This window comes from Kibdelosporangium phytohabitans (assembly GCF_001302585.1).
Classification (GTDB): domain Bacteria; phylum Actinomycetota; class Actinomycetes; order Mycobacteriales; family Pseudonocardiaceae; genus Kibdelosporangium; species Kibdelosporangium phytohabitans.
This window is the reverse complement of sequence record NZ_CP012752.1, coordinates 4,563,469-4,580,027: the sequence shown is the minus strand read 5'-3', so window position 1 is coordinate 4,580,027 and position 16,559 is coordinate 4,563,469. Positions and strand designations below refer to the sequence as shown.

Below are 16,559 nucleotides of genomic sequence, written 5' to 3'. Positions count from 1 at the left end.
ACGAGGCAGGGTTCAGGAATGTGACATCAGCGTTTGACGCCGACCGCGCCCAGCGCCAGGTGCTGGCTGCGGGCGAGCTGGTGCAGCCGCGGGCCGTCCGGCCACCAGTCGGCCAGGATCGCCAGGCCGGGGTCGAGCAGCTCGAGCCCGGTGAGCATGCCCTCGATCTCGGCACGCGAGCGCGGCCACGCGCCGACACCGGCGTCGCGGTACACGTCGTTGAGGTCGTGGGCCAGTTCGGACAGGCCGGGGTCTTCCGCGCCGGGGTCGTACCAGTGCCCGAAGACGACGTACGAGCCGGGCGCGAGCAGGTCGACGTACCCGGCCAGTATCCCGGCCGGGTCGCTTTCCGGCCGCACGTGCTGCAACGTGCTGACGACGAACACCGCGACCGGCTCGTCGAAGTTCAGGTGTTTGGCCACGACGGGGTGCTCGACCAGCTGCTGGGGGTTGCGGAAGTCCGCTTCGACCATGTGCGTGCGGTCGTTGTCGGCGACCTGCGCACGCCCGTGGGCGAGCACGCCGGGGTCCATGGACACGTAGACCATGGTCGCTTCCCGGTTCAGCCGTTGCGCCACGTCGTGCGGATTGTCCTTTTCCGGCAGGGTCGCGCCGACGTCGAGGAACTGGCAGACGCCGAGCTGCCCGGCCAGGTAGCGGGTGGCGCGCATGATGAAGTCGCGCCGGTCCTGCACGACGCGGACGAAGCCGGGGTCGAGGCTGAGGAACCTCGCCATCATGTCGCGGTCGACCTGGAAGTTGTCCTTCCCGCCGAGCAGCGCGTCGTAGACCCGGGTGATGCTCGCCCTGGCGATGTTGACGCGGGCAGGAGCCTCCCGTACGTCCGGCGATTCCTCACCCCGAGTCATCCGCGATCCCGTCTGTTTGCTGCCGCTCACTGCATACAATACGGGTTCAAGCAGTGCGACGGGCGGCGTACGGATTTTATGGGGTGATTCTTCTTGCCCCTCCGCTCGGGCGGATGGTGAGGCAACGGGGCGCGGTCAAGCGGGCGCGGCGGAAAGCGGCGGAAACGGCCGCCCGGACCCCGGCGAGCGATTCCGGTGCGACGAGCGCGGCGATCGGCCTGCCGGGGTCGTCGACCAGCATCGTTGCGCCGAGCGCACCGGCCCCGAGCGCGGCGGTCACCGCGATGTCCTGTGCCGCTTCGGGTTGCTGGGCGCGGTGGAAATCGGTCAGCGCACGGCCGAGTTGTTCGACGCAGCCGCTGTCGCCCATCGCGAAATCCACCAGCCGGACCGGTGTGTCGCGACGGATCCTGGTGTCGACGACCAGCACTCTGGTGTCGCCGATGGCGGCACCGACTTCGTATCCGGCGAATGTCGCTTCGACACGAACGTTCGAATGCAATTGCGCGTGCGATTGCGCGACGACGTCGATGAGATAATCCATCGGAATGTCCGGGTCGCACAGGTCTCGTAGTGCGAGCGCTGCCGCGCAAGCCAATGCGGTCCGAGCGGAAAGGCCCGCTCCCGCGGGAAGGTCCACGCTGCACAGCAAAGTGGCGCCGCCCGGCCGCAAGGCCTTGACCACGTCGGCAACGGGCCCGGCCCACGCCGGGATCTCCGCAGCGGGCAGGACAACGGGTTCGGCCGGTTTGTTGATGGACCTCAGTTCGATCACGCCGTCGGTACGCCGCTCGCCCGCGACGATCGCGCCCCACCGCCCGCACACCGCCAGCCCGGGCGTCAGGGCCACGACACCCGGCGCGTACCAGACGCCTTCGGCAGAGCGACCGAAGGCCTCACGGAACGCATGGGGCACAAGACGAAGCTCCGGGGCCACGTCGGGCCGGTCGGCGAGGTCGATCACAGGCTCTCCTTGTGGGCGAGCACCCGGTAGGCGTTGCCGCGGTCGCTTCGGTTGGCGATGAACCGGTTGACGGTCTTGTCCAGCAGTCCCGCCACCACGAGCCACGGGATGCCGACCGACCAGACAGCCGTGCTGCGCAGGCCTTTGAGCTTCGGCTTGTGCGGACGCCACGGCGCCGGTGAGCGCGGTGCGATGTCGGCGAGCATCAGGTAGCTGGACAGGGCGAAGTCGTTGCACTGGTGTGCTTTGGCGCGTTCCTCGGCGACGGGCCGCAGGCCGCGTTCGGCCAGTGCTTGTTTGAGGCTGCCGATCGGCAGCATGTTCTGGTGCTGCGGCTGGAACCACGGCATCCAGTACCTGCCGAACAGCTTGGCCAGCCGCCATTCCGGGTCCGGCACCTCGATCAGCAGGTAGCCGCCGTCGGGCAGGGTGTCCGCGACGATGTCCAGTTCCTCCCACGGGTCGCGGACGTGCTCGAGGTAGTGGTGCATGCTGATCACGTCGTACCGGCCGCGCAACCCGTCGGCGAAGTCCTTGAAGTTGCCGCGGTACCCGCGGGTGATCCAGCCGAGCGTTTCCGCGTCCTCGATGGCCGCGCCCTGGTCGAGCCCGTCGAACCGGGTGTCCGGCAGTATCTCCTTGGCACCGCGGCAGAAGTGCCCGTGCCCGCCGCCGACGTCCAGCCAGGTGCGCGGTGTGGTGAACGGCTGGACCATCCTGGCCCGGTCGTAGTACGGCTCGGGTTTGCCCGCGAACACGGCCTCGGCCGCGGAGGCGCCGTGACCGTCGTAGAAGTCCCGGTAGTAGAAGTCCAGTCCCGCCGTGGACAACCGGGGGTTCTGGAAGACGAGCCCGCACGAGTCGCAGCGGTCCATCGTGAACTCGCCGGGTTTGCGCTGCACCAGGTCGACGCTGCGGACGTGCGGCCGCACCGACTCGCTCGAACAGGACGGGCAGTCCTGCCTGCGTGGTTCGAAGAACCGCTCGGTGCCGCGTTCGATCTCCTCGGTGTACGCCGGGACAGCGGCCAGCATGTCCTTTTCCTGCTTGACCTCCGCGGCGGTTCTCCACCGCCCGGCCAGTGTCCTGACCCACAGGTACGGCTGGTAGGCCACGCGGAACACGGATGTCACCCACAGGTCCCTGGGGCGCAGCGGGGTGCCGGCGAACACCAGCAGCGGCTGGAGGCTGTAGAGGCCCGCGGCGATCAGTCCCCATGGCCACGTCCACAGGGTGACGCCGAGAACCGCGAGGTACCCGAGCACGGACCCAGCCGTCCACAAGGCCGGTCGCTTGCCCAGCTTGCGCAGCCGGGCCGCTCGCGTCGACAGGTCGTACGGCCCCGCTGGCAGATCGCGTGCGACCGCGAGGTCGACGCTCACCCCGTCGCGGTCCTTGACTCGCCGGGCCACGGCGACGAATTCGGCCGGGTCGGCAGGCGGTGTGATGCCGAGTCCCCTGACGGCCTTGGGGTCGACCAGGATCGCCACACCGGCGCTGATCCCGCGTTCCCAGCGGCCCGACCGGTAGGTCTTGGGTTCGACCTGGTTGAGCAGGTCCAGCGCGGCGACAGTCGGCGGCGTGGCCGGCACGAGGTCGACGAGACCGAGGCCCTCGCTCCTGGCGAACGCGGCCGCCCGCTGCCGGACGTCGTCCGCCAGATCCTCCGGATAGGACTGGAAACCCTCGGCTCCGCTGCCCAGGTCGGGCAGCACCGCCAACTGGTTCGCCTTGCCCCGCAGGCGCAGGGTGTCCAGCAGCAGGTACGCGACCACCAGGCCGAACAGGATCCACGCGATCACGCCACCACCGCCTCGAGTCGATCGGCGGCGGCAGGGGCGCCACCACCGAGCCGGAAGGACTCCCGCACCCGGCGCGCGCAGGCCGCGAAGTCCGGGTCGTACAGCACGCCGTTCAGTGCCGCGTGGATGTCACCGGCACGGGCCCGTTGGTACTTCAGGCGCATCCCCGCCCCGGCGGACACGACCTGGTCGGCGATGATGGGCTGGTCGTCACGGATCGGCGCCACCACCAGCGGCAGACCGTGCGCCAGCGCTTCGCAGACGGTGTTGTGCCCGCCGTGCGAGATCACCGCGTCCATGTGCTTCATCAGCGCCAACTGCGGCACGCGTTCCCGTACAAGGACATTGTGTGGCGCGTCGAGCGGCGGCGCGACCATGACTGCCTGCACGTCCGGCATGGTCGTGACCGCTTCGATCACCTCGCGGAAAAACCTGTGCCCGGCCGCGCCGTTCAGCGTTCCCAGTGACACCAGCACTTTCCGCTTCTCCGGTGAGAGCCATTCCCACGGGAAGCCGGTGTTCTCCGGGCGGTGCGCCAAGGCCGGGCCGGTGAAGGCGTAGTGCGGCGGGAAAGCGTCGCCGACGAGCAGGGGCGAGGTGAACACGAGCACCAGCAGCCCGGAGAACCTGATGTCCACATCGGACCCGCTGAGCTCGCGCAGCTGGGCGGTGACCCACTCGTCGACCTTCGGCATCGTCCTGAGCGGACGGATCAGCTCGGCCGGAGTGCTCGCACTGGTCACCCACGGCACGCCGAGATCGATGGCCACGACCGGCCCTGCCAGCGCCTGCTGGTCGGCGACCAGCACGTCCGGCTGGAACTGCTTCACGGCGTCCTGGACACCGGGGATCATCGCGTGCGCGAGCGGGATCAGGAACTCCTCCCACAGGAACTTCAGCACCGCGATGCCCTTGAGCTCCAGCCACCGCTGCCGTGCGTGCCCGATGTCCGCTTCCAGCCGGTCGTCCAGCGCGGGGAGGATGCGGGACCCGCTTGGCAGCAACGGTTCGAGCGTCGCCGGATGACCGACCCACGCGACGTCGTGGCCACGGGCGGTCAGTTCCCCGCCGACACCGACGGTCGGATTGATGTGCCCGGTCAACGGCGGCACCACGAACAGGAACCGGCTCATGGGCGCTTCTCCAGCCACGTCAGCACGCGTTGGATCAGCTCGCCGGTCGCCTCACGCAACACGGTGTGCCCGAGGCCGGGGATGACGTACGTCTCGCAGTCGGGCACGAGCCGGTCCAGGTCCGCTGCCGCGCCGACGAGTTCCGACTCGGCACCGAACACGCCGAGCACCGGGCAGCCGACCTGGGTGAGGTCCGTTTCGGACAGCAACGCCCCCGACACGAGGTCGTCGATCAGCGAGGTCCGGTTGAGCAGTGCGTCCGCGTTGCCGGCCAGCTTGGCGACCTTGCGCTGACCGAGCTTCAGCAGCTGTTCGCCGGTCCGGTCGTACTCCAGGCCGAGCGCGGCGACGCTGAGGGTGTTGACGATGTCCTCCACCCACAGCTCACCGGGCCGCCCCGCGCACGCCGCCTCCACCACGACCACACCGGCCACCCGTTCGACGGCTTTGAGCGCCGCGTGCATCGCCACCACGCCGCCGTAGCTGTTGCCCAGCAGGTAGACCGGTGTCCGCACGCCGACTTCGTCCAGGATCGCCACCAGGTCGAGCGCGCTCTCCTGCGGTGAGTAGCCGGTTTCCGGGCGTGCGGACATGCCGTGCCCGCGCAGGTCGAACAGGATCGTGCGGACGCCCGCCTTGGCCAGCGGTGCGGCCAGGGTGTAGTAGAAGCTGGACAGGTTGTCCATCACGAGGCCGTGCACGAAGACCACAGTGGGTCCGGTGTTCTCGGCGCCGAGTTGCTGGACGTGGAACTTGAGACCGCGAGCGTGGATCTCGGCCATGGGTCAGCCGGTGCTCACGACGGGCCGCGCCTCGATGTGGTCGACGAGCCTGCCGACGGTCATCGCCATGATCTGGTCGATGTCCATCTCGCCGAGGAACGCCACCAGGTCGACTTTGTCGCCGTACCGCTCGCGCAGCCTGTCCGCGAGTGCCACGAACTCGATGCTCTCCAGGCCGAGGTCGTCGCTGAAGGTCGTCGCCGGGGTGATCTCGATACCGACCAGCACGTCCTCGCCGACGACTTCGACGATCAGCCTGACCACCTCGTCAAGCACGTTCGATTCAGGCACGCCGTTCTCCCGTCTGCCGCCATGCGACCACATAGGACGTTCCTTGGTCCGTGACGACGGCACTGCCCGGTGTCGCCGCCGCCCCCGGTCTGATGTCGATCACCACGTCGTCGTCGCCGGCGATGGCGACCGCGCAGCCCGCCGCCGACGGCTTGCCGGGATCGGCGCAGTGCGCGACGGAGACCTTCGGTGTCGCGAACGCGCCGCGGACTTCGACCTCGATGCCGTCGTCGGTGACCGTCAGCTCGGCGGGGAAGATCGCGCCCGCGCCGCGGTTCCACAGCCAGCGGCGGACCGCGTCCTTGGCCGCGATCCTGCGCAGCAGCCACTGGCGTCTGGTCCGCAGGTCCAATGTGGCGTAGCCGGCTCGTTCGGCGGCGGTCAGGTACCTGCGGGCCATCAGTTCACGAGTCGCGCTGTCGTCGGCCCACTTCTCGGTGACGAGCACCCAGCCGCCGTCGCGCGGCTCGGCCAGGGTGTTGTGCTCGGCACGGAGTTTGACCTGCCAGATCCGGTCGTCGGTGGTGAACCGGCGGGTGGTCCACCCGTCGATGCGGCACCACAGCCTGCCGTCGTCGGTCAGCAGGCGCGCGTCCGCGCGCATGAGTTCGCCGGTGACGTCCACGATTCGCGCGTCGCAGTCGATCCGCGTACCCGGCTCGGGATCCGGGCCGTAGTAGCGCACCCGGTCGATCCCGGTGGGCAGCACGGTCTGGTCGACGCTCTTGCTCACCTGCATCCAGTGCCCGATCAGCTGACCCGCGCAGTCCAGCAGCGCGCCGGGCGACGGCAGGACCGTCAGCGCGCCGGTGATCCCGTTGTCCGCCAGCGTGGTGATCTCGCTGACCCCGGCGAACCGGGGGCCGTGGAACATCCAGCCCTCGTCGTAGAGCCCGGCCGCTGAGACCGGCGCGGGTCGCGGTGCCCGCAGCCGCGGGTAGACCCGCTCGTCCGGCACGGGGTACGCGGACTCGATCCGGACCAGGCCTTCGGCGTATCCGCCGACCCGGACACGCACCAGGCCGCCTTCCCGCTTGGCCGTGATCCGGACCTCTTGCGCCGGTTCGACTTCCAGCCACCGCATCGCCTTGACCGACTCGACCGCGGTCACGACACCGCCGGGCACCAGCGCGCGGGCGGCGTCCTTGATCACGTCGACCAAGCCGGTGATCGGCACGATCGGGAACCCGTCCGACGGGTCCGGCCAGCCGTCGGCCTGCGGGAACACCGAGTGGTCCACCAGGTGCGGCATGGTCCGCAACGAGAAGACCTCGGTCCGCTCGAGCTCCGCCGGGATCGGCTCGGCCAGTGCCTGTGCCACTTCCCGTGCCACCGCTGTGGTCTGCGCGAGCACCGCGTTCAAGGCAGCGCCCACGGGCGTGCCCACGTCCACGGCGACGGGCTGGTCGACCGTGATCGGGCCGAGCCGGAGCGGCGTGAGGCCAAGCGAAAGCTTCTTGCCCGCCGTCGGCCGTTTCAGCCCGAACGCCCACAACGCCGCCACGGCGCGGTGTTCGTTGTCACCAGCGACGGTCAGGATCTGTTCACCGCTGAGGGTGTCCTCGACGAACCCGGGCAGGCTACCGGCCCCGACCTGCACGAACGCCCGGATCCCGCTCGTGTGCAGGCGGTGCAGCAGCGGCCGGAACCGGACCGGCTCGACCAGGTGCCGCAGCACGAGTTCGCGGATCCCGGCCGGGTCGCCGGGCATCGGGGCGAGCGAGGTGGCCGACCAGACCGGGATGGACGGCGGGTTCACCGCGAGCGCTTCGACCGTGGACCTGGCCGCCGCCAGGTGCGGGGCCAGCGCCGGTGTGTGGAAACCGGTGCGGAACGGCATGATCTGCGCCATCACACCGTGGTCCTGCAAGCTTCGAACGGCCGCGGCCAGGTGGTCGGCCGGGCCGCAGATCACCGACTGGTGCGGGCAGTTGTCATGGCTGATCACCACGTCCACGGCCAGCTCGTCCAGCACTGCCTGTGCTTTCTCCGCCGAACAACCCAGCGCCGCGTAGACGACGTCGGCCACCGCGACCATGCCGGGCCGCAGCGAGTCGACGAACGAGTCGATCGTGGGGTAGATCCCGGCGACGATCATCGCGGTCCACTCCCCCATGCTGTGCCCGGCCATCGCAGTCGGCACGATCCCGGCTTCCCGCAGCTTGTGCGCCTGTCCGCGACCGGCTCGCAGCAACGCCAGCGCGTGCTCGACGACGGATTGCTCGCCGGCCAGCTCGGTCGTGCCGCGTTGTTCGAACCCGGGGAACAGGAAGGCGATCTGATCGTCGCGGGTCAGCAACGGCTCGGGCGAGAACCAGATGTCGTGCCTGCCGGTCCACGTCTTGCCCCTGGCGACGACCTGGCGGGCGATCTTGAGCCTGCGGGCGTCCGGCTGCCAGATCGCCAGGCGGCACGGCAGGTCTTCCGCTCTGGTCCGGCGCGCCGCGCGGCTGAGCAGATCGCCGTCGTCGGCCAGCAGGTCCCGTTCCAGCTCCGCGGGCGAGTTCGCCGACAGCAGCAGCACGGGCGCGAGCGGATTCACGTCGGCCGCACGGGAATCACCGGCCTGGTCCAGCACGACGTGCGCGTTGATGCCGCCGAAGCCGAACGCGTTCACGCCTGCCCGGCGCGGCCCTTGCCACTCACGCGGTTCCAGCACGGGCGCGAACCGGGTGCCGTGCAGCGCGGGGTGGGGATCGTCGATGTGCAAGGTGGGCGGCAGGGTCGCGTGGTGCACGGCGAGCGCGGCCTTGATCAGCCCCGCCATCCCGGCGGCGGGCATCGCGTGGCCGATCATCGACTTGACCGTGCCGATCCCGACCGTGCCACCGCTGCCGCCGAACGCCGTCACCATGGTCGCCAGTTCGGCCGCGTCACCGGCGGGGGTCGCGGTGCCGTGTGCCTCGATCAGGCCGAGACCCTCCCCTGGCTCCAGTCCTGCCTCTTGCCAGGCCCGTCGCACGGCCAGCAGCTGACCTTCCGGGTTGGGCGTCATCATGCTCGTCGCGCGGCCGTCGCTGGCTGTGCCGACTCCGCGGATCACGGCGTAGATCCGGTCGCCGCTCGCTTCAGCGTCACGCAAACGCCTGAGCAGCACCATGCCGACGCCTTCGGACAGCAGAGTTCCGTCCGCCGCCCGATCGAACGGGCGGATGCGCTCTTTCTGGCTCAACGCACGCAGTTGCGTGAACACGCTCCACAGCGTGGGGTGGTGCGACACGTGCACGGCTCCGGCGATCATCGCGTCGCAGCGACCGCTGGCCAGTTCACGGACGGCGTGCTCGACCGCGACCAGACCGGACGCGCACGCCGCGTCCACTGTGTACGCTGGGCCGCGCAGGTCGAACCGGTTGGCGATCCGTGACGCCGCCAGGTTCGGGACAAGCCCGATGGACGCCTCCGGCTGCTCGGGCCCGAGCCGCTCCCGCACGGCTTCCCGCAACGCGGCCGTGTCCACGCCGGGGACGAGGTCCTTGACGACCGAGAGCAGCTGCCCTATCTGCACCCGCTGGTCGAGCCGCGCGCAGCCCGGCGTGAGGTATCCGCCTCTGCCGACGACGACACCGATCCTGGCGCGGTCCGGCAACGACTGTTCTCCACCGGCGTCCGCGATCGCCTCGGCTGCCACAGCGAGCGCGAGCAACTGGTCCGGCTCGGCGTCAACCACTGTGGACGGCATGATGCCGAACCTGGTCGGGTCGAACGTGGCCTCGTCGTCGAGGAAACCGCCGCGCCTGCAGTAGAACCGGTCACTCGCCGGGCTCGCCGCCGGGTGGTAGTGGATCGCCGGGTCCCAGCGGTGCGCCGGGATCGTGCCGATCGCGTCGACCGACCCGACGATGTTGTGCCAGAACGCCGGAGTGTCGCCCGCGCCGGGGAACAACGCCCCCATGCCGACGATCGCGACGTCTAGTGGGCGCATTGGTAGACCACCTGGACCGCGTCGCCGACGGCGATCTCCCGCAGCAGCGCCGTGACGCCCGCCTCCGGGTCGATCAGCTGGATGCCGCGGCGGGCGTACTCGTCGGCCAGGCCGGCGGCCATCCCGCTGCCCGCCCACGGGCCCCAGTCGACGCTCACCACGCGAGCAGCGGTCTGGGTGGCCCAGAACCGGGCGATCCGGTCCAGGGTGTCGTTGGCCGCGGCGTAGTCGGCCTGGCCCCGGTTGCCGAGCACACCGCTGATGCTGCCGAACAGCACCATGAACTTCGGGTCGTGCCGCAACGCCTCGGCCAACGCCCGCGCACCGCCGACCTTGGTGTTGTAGACGCGGGCGAACGCCTCGGGTGTCTTGTCGGCCAGGAGCTTGTCGTCCAGCACCCCGGCACCGTGCACCACACCGTCGATCCGGCCGAAACGACCGACGATGTCGCCGATCACCGCGTGTACCGCGTCGACGTCCTGCACGTCACAGGTGTGGTAGCGGACAGACGCAGCCGTGGTGCGCAGTGTGTCCATGGTCGCCCGGACTTCGCGCTCGGCCATGATCCTGCGGGCCGCCGCAGCGATTTCCTCGCGGTCGGTCATGCCCGTTTCGATCAATGCCCGGCGCAGGTCGGATTCGGTCGTGGCGACGGCCGTCCGCGCGGCCTCCGGTCCCTTCGGTGGCGCTGTCCGGCCGATCAGCTCGATCCGGCAGCCCGTCCGCTCGGCTAGCGCGACCGCGGCGAGGGCCGTGATCCCTCGCGCTCCGCCGGTCAGCAGCACCACGCTGTCCTGGTCCAGCTCCAACTGGCCGTCACCGGTTATCTCGACTTCGTCGAGTTCGATGGCGTAACGCCTGCCCGACGCGTGCCCGACGACAGCTGGTCCGTCTACTGTGGTCAGTTCAGCCAGCAGCGCCGCGGCGATCAGCCGGTGGCTTTCCTTCGTGCTCACGTCGACCGCCCGGACACGCAGGTCCGGGTACTCCACGGCCGCCGTGCGGATCAGGCCGTGCATACCGAGGTCGAGCGGTTCGTGGTCGTCGGCCGGTTCGTCGAACCCGAACGTCCCGCCGCCCCCGGTCGCCACGATCAGGCCCTTGATACCGGACAGCAGGCTCGTGCGGATCTCCTCGTAGGCCTCTGGCAGCGTGGGCTCGCCGGTCGGCCGCAACGCACTGAGGTACAGCACGTAGTCGGCGTCGACGCTCGTGACGTGCTGGACGGTGTGCGCGGTCCCGCCAAGGCGTTCGATCCGGTCGGCGAGTTCCAGGCCGACGTCCCCGCCGTCGTCGACGATCAGGATCCGCCGGCCCTCGAGCGACTCCGGTTCGGGGCAGGCGTCGATCGTCACCAGCGTGGGTACCTGGCGGACCGGTTCGTCGCCCTGGACAACAGGTTTCTCCACCGCGGGCGCTGTCCGCGCCGGAACGGCCGTGCCGGTCTGGCTGAACCAGCCGACGATGCCTTCGATGGTCTTGATCCTGGTCAGCGCCTCCACCGCGGAGCCGTCGCCGGTCACGCCGAGTGCCGTTGCCAGCTCGCCGATGATCTCGGTCCGTTTGATCGAGTCGATCGACAGGTCGGCTTCCAGGTCCAGCCCCGGTTCGAGCATCTCGGGCGGGTAGCCGGTGCGGGCGCTGATCGTGTCCAGCACGACCGTGCCGACGTCCAGCGCTTGCCGTTGCGGCTCCTGGGCCGGCTCGGGCGTGGCGACAGCTTCGGGCACGACAGCTTCGGGCACGACAACGGATCGCGGGACAGGCGCGGCTGGGGCCGTGCCGAGGTAACCGAGCAGCACATCGCGTTGCGCGGCGACGGCTTCCCGCATGCCGTCGAGGAACTCCTTGACGATCACGTCACGGTTCACCGCGGTGACACCGGCTCGCGGGAGGAGCACCTGCGGCAGTTCGGTCGCCGGGCGCAGACCGCCCCTGAGCGCATGGCCGTTGGTGTCACGCACGAGTCCTCCATCGACGAACCACTTGGGACGGGCCGGGATCTCTTCGAGCCGGACCGCTTCGGCCCGTCCGGTGAACAGCGGTGTCACGTTCACCGGCACACCCGCGACGGCCACACCGGCCAGTGCGCGCAGGAAATCGGCGATCCCGGCCTGACCGTCGCAGGCCACGGCGGTGAACGGCCGGTCACCGAGGATCTTGCGCACCAGCCCGGTCAGCACCGACCCGGGTCCGGCCTCGACGAAGACCCGCGCGCCGGCCGCGTACATGGCCTCGATCTGGTCGACGAACCTGACCTCGGCGGCGACCTGACGGGCCAGCGTCGCCCGCACGTCACCATGCGGCTTCGCATCCACATTGGACCAGACCGGGAAGGCAGCCGCGCCGATCTCGTGAGCCGCCAGCACGGCCGCGAAAGTGTTCTCGGCCTGTGCCACGAGCGGGCTGTGGAACGCGGCGGCGACCGGGATCGGCCGTGCGGACAGACCTGCCTCGGACAACCGCCGGACGGCCTCGGCGACCGCATCCGTGCCGCCGGAGATCACCACCTGGGCCGGCGAATTGTGGTTGGCCACCACGACGTTGTCCGGGACCAGGGCGCGGACGTCGCCGATGGCGCCACTGACGGCGGCCATCGTCCCTGGGTCGTCGCCGACCGCGCTGACGATCGCCTTGGCCCGTGCCTCGCTCAGCTCCAGCAGCTGCTCCGGCTCGAACACACCGGCCGCTGCCAGTGCCACGAGTTCGCCGTAGCTGTGCCCACCCGCCATGTCCGGCCGGATACCGAGCCATTCCAGCAGCCGGGTCACCGCGAGGCCCGCGATGCCCAGTGCGGGCTGGGCGACGGTCGTGTCGGTGATCGCGGCCTTCTGCCGTTCGGCGTCGCCGGGTGCCGTCGCGGCAGGCGGGAACATCACGTCCTCGTACCGCCCACCGGCCAACCGCAGAGTTTCCTGCAGCCGCGGGAAAGCGGTGAACAGGTCGAGCAGCATGCCCGGGCGCTGACTTCCCTGTCCCGGGTAGAGGAACGCGACGGCCGGCTTGTCCTCGTCACCGCGCAGGGTGACAGTGGCCGATGCCCGCCATGCCTGGACATCGGCCACCGCGTCCGCCAGCTGGTCGAAGCTCTCCACGACAGCCGCGGCCTGGATCGGCTGGCCCGGGGACATGGCAGCCGCTGCGGCGGCCAAGTCACGCAGGTCGCGGGGACGTCCCGCGTCGTCGTTGGCGCGCAGCAACCGGGCCAGCCGGTCGGCGGCCCGCCGCGCGGCCGCCTGGTCGGCGCCGCGGAACACGACCAGCTCCGCGGGCCATTCCCGCAGGCCGTGCCGTGGTTCGTCGACGCCGCCGTAGCCGGTGATGACGGTGTGGAAGTTCGTTCCGCCGAACCCGAACGCGCTGATGCCCGCCGTGCGCTGCCCGGCGGGCGCCGACCAGGTGCGGTGCCCGAAGGCGAACGGGCTGGTTTCCCGCTGGTAGTAGGTGTTCGGCGTGGTGACGTGCAGCGTGCCCGGCCGGATGCCGGTGTGCACGGCCGTGGCCGCCTTGATCAGCCCGGCCAGCCCTGCGGTGCACTTGGTGTGCCCGATCTGGGATTTCACCGAGCCGATCGTGCAGCCGGCGGCGTCGGCACCGGCTTCGGTGAACATCTCGGTCAGCGCGGCCAGCTCGGTCCGGTCGCCGACGACGGTGCCGGTGCCGTGCGCCTCGACGAGTCCGACTTCCTTCATGGACACGCCGGCCGAGCTGTAGGCCCGGCTCAGCGCCCGGCGTTGCCCATCGGCGCGGGGTGCGGTCAGGCCCAACGACTTGCCGTCGCTGGAGGCGCCGATTCCTTTGATCACCGCGTAGATCCGGTCGCCGTCCCGCTCGGCGTCGGCCAAACGCTTGAGCACCACGCACGCCACACCTTCGCCCAACGCGATGCCGTCGGCGGCCGAGTCGAACGTGGCACACCGGCCACTCGGCGACAACGCCTGCACCGAGGCGAACATCAGGTAGTCGTGAGCGCTGTTGTGCAGGTCGACCGCGCCGCACAGGACCATGTCGCTGGTGCCCGTGCGCAGCTCCTTGCAGGCCACGTCGAGCGCGGCGAGGCTGGACGCGCACGCCGCGTCCACGGTGTAGTTGGCGCCGCCGAGGTCGAGCCGGTTGGCGATCCGCCCGGCGATCACGTTGCCCAGCACACCGGGGAACGAGTCCTCGGTCAGCTTGGGCAGGAAGTCGTCGAGCCCGTCCGGTGTGCCGCCGAGCAGGGCGGGCAACGCGGACCGGACGGTGTAGGCGTTGGCCAGGTCGGCGCCCGCCTCCGCGCCGAAGATCACCGACGTCCGGTCCCGGTCGAACTGCCTGGTCCGGTACCCGGCGTCGGTCAGAGCTCGGGCGGCCGCTTCGAGTGCGAGCAGCTGCGCGGGTTCGATCGAGGTCAGCGACGCGGGCGGGATGCCGTACGCGAGCGGGTCGAACGGGACCGCGTCGAGGAATCCGCCCCAGCGTGACGGGGTGGCACCCTCGTACAGGTCCGGGTTCCACCGGTCGGCGGGGACCTCGCGGACGGCGTCGGCGCCCGCGACCACGTTGGCCCAGAACTCGGCGACGTCACCCGCGCCGGGCAGCATCGCGGCCATCCCGACGATGGCGACGTCCAACGGCCGGGCCTCGTCCGCCTTCGCCTCGCGCGCCAGTTCGGCGTTCCTGTCGCGCAGCAGCCGGGTACCGGTGACCTGCTCGTGCAGGGTGGCGATGTCGGTCAGCCCGGACCGCAGGGTCGCCACCTGGCCGATCATGAACATGCCGGTGTCGCGCTGCTCGGTCTCGCCGACCGCGACGAGTTCGTCACCGACGCGTTTGAGCGCGCGGCTGGCGATCCGCAGCCTGCCGAGGTTGAGCTGTTCCAGCTTCTCCCACGCCTCCTGGCGCGGCGCGGCGGCCAGTTCCGCCTTCGCGTGCTCGAACACGTCCACAAAGGAGGACTGGGCGCACCGGACACTGTGTCCCGGCGAGGTCTCCAGCAGAGCCGTCTGCCCGCACTCGAGCGCCACTTGCTGGAACACCGTTGTGATCGCGCCGTGTTCGACGGCTTCGCGGGTGAACAGGTAGGCGGTGCCCATCAACGCACCGACGGCGGCACCGCGATCGGTCAGCGACGCGCTCATCGCCGACACCATCGCGGCCGAGCGCTCGTCGTGGATCCCACCGGCGAACAGGACGGTGACGTCCTCGAGTGACCCTCGACCGAGCAGGACCGAGATCTGCTGCTCCCACAGGGTGAAGCTGGACCGGGGGCCGGTGTGGCCGCCGCATTCCCAGCCTTCGAAGACGAACTTGCGCGCGCCGTCGTCGAGGAAGTTGCGCAGCAACGCGGGCGACGGGACGTGCAGGAACGCTTCGATCCCGGCGTCTTCGAGCGCCTTGGCCTGTGCCGGGTTCCCGCCGGCCACGATGGCGCAACGCGGTTTCACCGCCAGCACTTCGGCCAGCTGCGCCTGCCTGAGGTCCGGGTCGGCGAACCCGAGCACGCCGACGCCCCACGGCCGGTCGCCGAGAAGAGCGGCTGTTCGGGTCAACAGCGATCGCGTCTGCTCGCCGTTCATCAAGGAGAGCGCGAGGAACGGCAACCCGCCGCCCGCGGCGACCGCGCCCGCGAACGCGGGCTGGTCGCTCACGCGGGTCATCGGGCCTTGCGCGAGCGGATAACGCAGTCCGGGCGCCCGCTCGCAGAATGCCCCACCCGGCCGCAGGGCCGGATTCCGCGCGGCCGATTCCAGATTGGCGCGCACGGTTTTGCCGATCATTTGCACGACGCCGCCGACAGTGCGGCACGATCGCCACAAATCGTCGGCCAGAGCCCCGTCCTGGCCGATCTCGACCGCATAACCAACGCCCGGCCTTACCAGCACTCGACGGCCGTCGGCAATAGTCGTATCAGCGCCGTCCATACTCTCGACAGCGTTGACAAGCTCAGGGTCGAGACAATCCCGCACTTCGCTGAGAAGTGCCAGCTGGCTGTCCAGAACGACACCGCGCGCGCCACCGGCCACGGCAGCGGCGGCGGTGTTCGGCCCGATCCCGCCCGCCGCCCACACGGGGATGTCGAACTCGGCGACCAGCTGTTGCAGCAGCACGAACGTGGTCAGCTCGCCAACGCGGCCACCCGATTCCGAGCCACGCGCGACCAGGCCGGTGGCGCCGTGCTCGACCGCGGCACGAGCTTCGTCCAGCGAGGTCACCTCGACCAGAACACTGCGGCCGGGGCTGCAGATCGGCTGTGGCGCAAGGATTACGTCGACGTCGTCCGGCAGCTCGTCCGGCCCCAGTGGACAGTCGGGCCCGATGCGCACCCCGAAGGGCGAGCCGAGCCTGCGCCGCACGAGCTCCAGCGCGGCGAGCGCTGCGGCCCGGTCCCGGCCCAGATCGAGCACGCCGAGACCGCCTGCGCGCTCCACAGCGACGACGAGTGCGGCGTTGGGCTCGGCGAGTGGGCTGACGCCGATGACCAGGTCACGATACGAGAGCGCGCTCAAGTCGATTCCTCCTCACACCTGCAGGGCAATTGGGATGTGAAAGGAAACCAGTGGTGAACAACCGGAGCGCCACCCCGTCGGGGCGTTTCCGGACCGTTTACGACCGTTTCAACGAGTTAACTTCGGCGCAACGACAATGTTGGCGTTGCCGTCGTTCGACAGGGTGTACGGCGGGCCATCACATTGGGGCACCATAGTGACGGTCTGTCGTACGTCGATCACCGTACAAACAAACACGACCGCCGTCCACACCCTTGTGGGAATTTCTCATCGAGCGCGGGATGGTTGTCTGGCAACCACAGCATCCACCC

At 70.1% G+C, this 16,559-nt stretch carries 8 protein-coding genes; all 8 read right to left on the bottom strand.

Going from position 1 to position 16,559, the window contains the following annotated elements:
- Window positions 1-26: 26 nt before the first annotated feature.
- Window positions 27-869 carry an SAM-dependent methyltransferase gene (locus AOZ06_RS20995; RefSeq protein ID WP_063810395.1) on the bottom strand — a complete coding sequence of 281 codons (843 nt, stop codon included), beginning with the start codon at window positions 867-869 and terminating at the stop codon, window positions 27-29.
- A gap of 76 nt (window positions 870-945) precedes the next feature.
- The gene (locus tag AOZ06_RS20990; protein ID WP_054290967.1) at window positions 946-1,833 is read right to left on the bottom strand and encodes a GHMP family kinase ATP-binding protein; all 888 of its coding nucleotides are present in this window, start codon (window positions 1,831-1,833) and stop codon (window positions 946-948) included.
- Window positions 1,830-3,635, bottom strand: a complete 1,806-nt coding sequence (locus AOZ06_RS20985) for a class I SAM-dependent methyltransferase (protein WP_054290966.1) — start codon at window positions 3,633-3,635, stop codon at window positions 1,830-1,832. The genes AOZ06_RS20990 and AOZ06_RS20985 overlap by 4 nt, the downstream gene beginning before the upstream one ends.
- Complete coding sequence (locus AOZ06_RS20980; RefSeq protein WP_054290965.1) at window positions 3,632-4,768, bottom strand: glycosyltransferase; 1,137 nt, start codon at window positions 4,766-4,768, stop codon at window positions 3,632-3,634. The genes AOZ06_RS20985 and AOZ06_RS20980 overlap by 4 nt, the downstream gene beginning before the upstream one ends.
- Window positions 4,765-5,550 (bottom strand): alpha/beta fold hydrolase, encoded by a 786-nt coding sequence (locus AOZ06_RS20975; protein ID WP_054290964.1) that lies wholly within the window; start codon window positions 5,548-5,550, stop codon window positions 4,765-4,767. Before AOZ06_RS20975 ends, AOZ06_RS20980 begins: the two co-directional genes overlap by 4 nt.
- A gap of 3 nt (window positions 5,551-5,553) precedes the next feature.
- On the bottom strand, window positions 5,554-5,841 hold the full coding sequence (locus tag AOZ06_RS20970) for an acyl carrier protein (RefSeq protein ID WP_236952323.1): 288 nt from the start codon (window positions 5,839-5,841) through the stop codon (window positions 5,554-5,556).
- Complete coding sequence (locus tag AOZ06_RS20965) at window positions 5,834-9,763, bottom strand: type I polyketide synthase (protein WP_054290962.1); 3,930 nt, start codon at window positions 9,761-9,763, stop codon at window positions 5,834-5,836. The genes AOZ06_RS20970 and AOZ06_RS20965 overlap by 8 nt, the downstream gene beginning before the upstream one ends.
- Window positions 9,751-16,248 (bottom strand): type I polyketide synthase, encoded by a 6,498-nt coding sequence (locus tag AOZ06_RS20960; protein WP_225954769.1) that lies wholly within the window; start codon window positions 16,246-16,248, stop codon window positions 9,751-9,753. The genes AOZ06_RS20965 and AOZ06_RS20960 overlap by 13 nt, the downstream gene beginning before the upstream one ends.
- Window positions 16,249-16,559: the final 311 nt, after the last annotated feature.

Excerpts from the sequence above, each read along its gene's own strand:
- AOZ06_RS20995 (WP_063810395.1), bottom strand. The coding sequence starts at position 869 with ATGACTCGGGGTGAGGAATCGCCGGACGTACGGGAGGCTCCTGCCCGC.
- AOZ06_RS20975 (WP_054290964.1), bottom strand. The coding sequence starts at position 5,550 with ATGGCCGAGATCCACGCTCGCGGTCTCAAGTTCCACGTCCAGCAACTC.
- AOZ06_RS20980 (WP_054290965.1), bottom strand. The coding sequence starts at position 4,768 with ATGAGCCGGTTCCTGTTCGTGGTGCCGCCGTTGACCGGGCACATCAAT.
- AOZ06_RS20965 (WP_054290962.1), bottom strand. The coding sequence starts at position 9,763 with ATGCGCCCACTAGACGTCGCGATCGTCGGCATGGGGGCGTTGTTCCCC.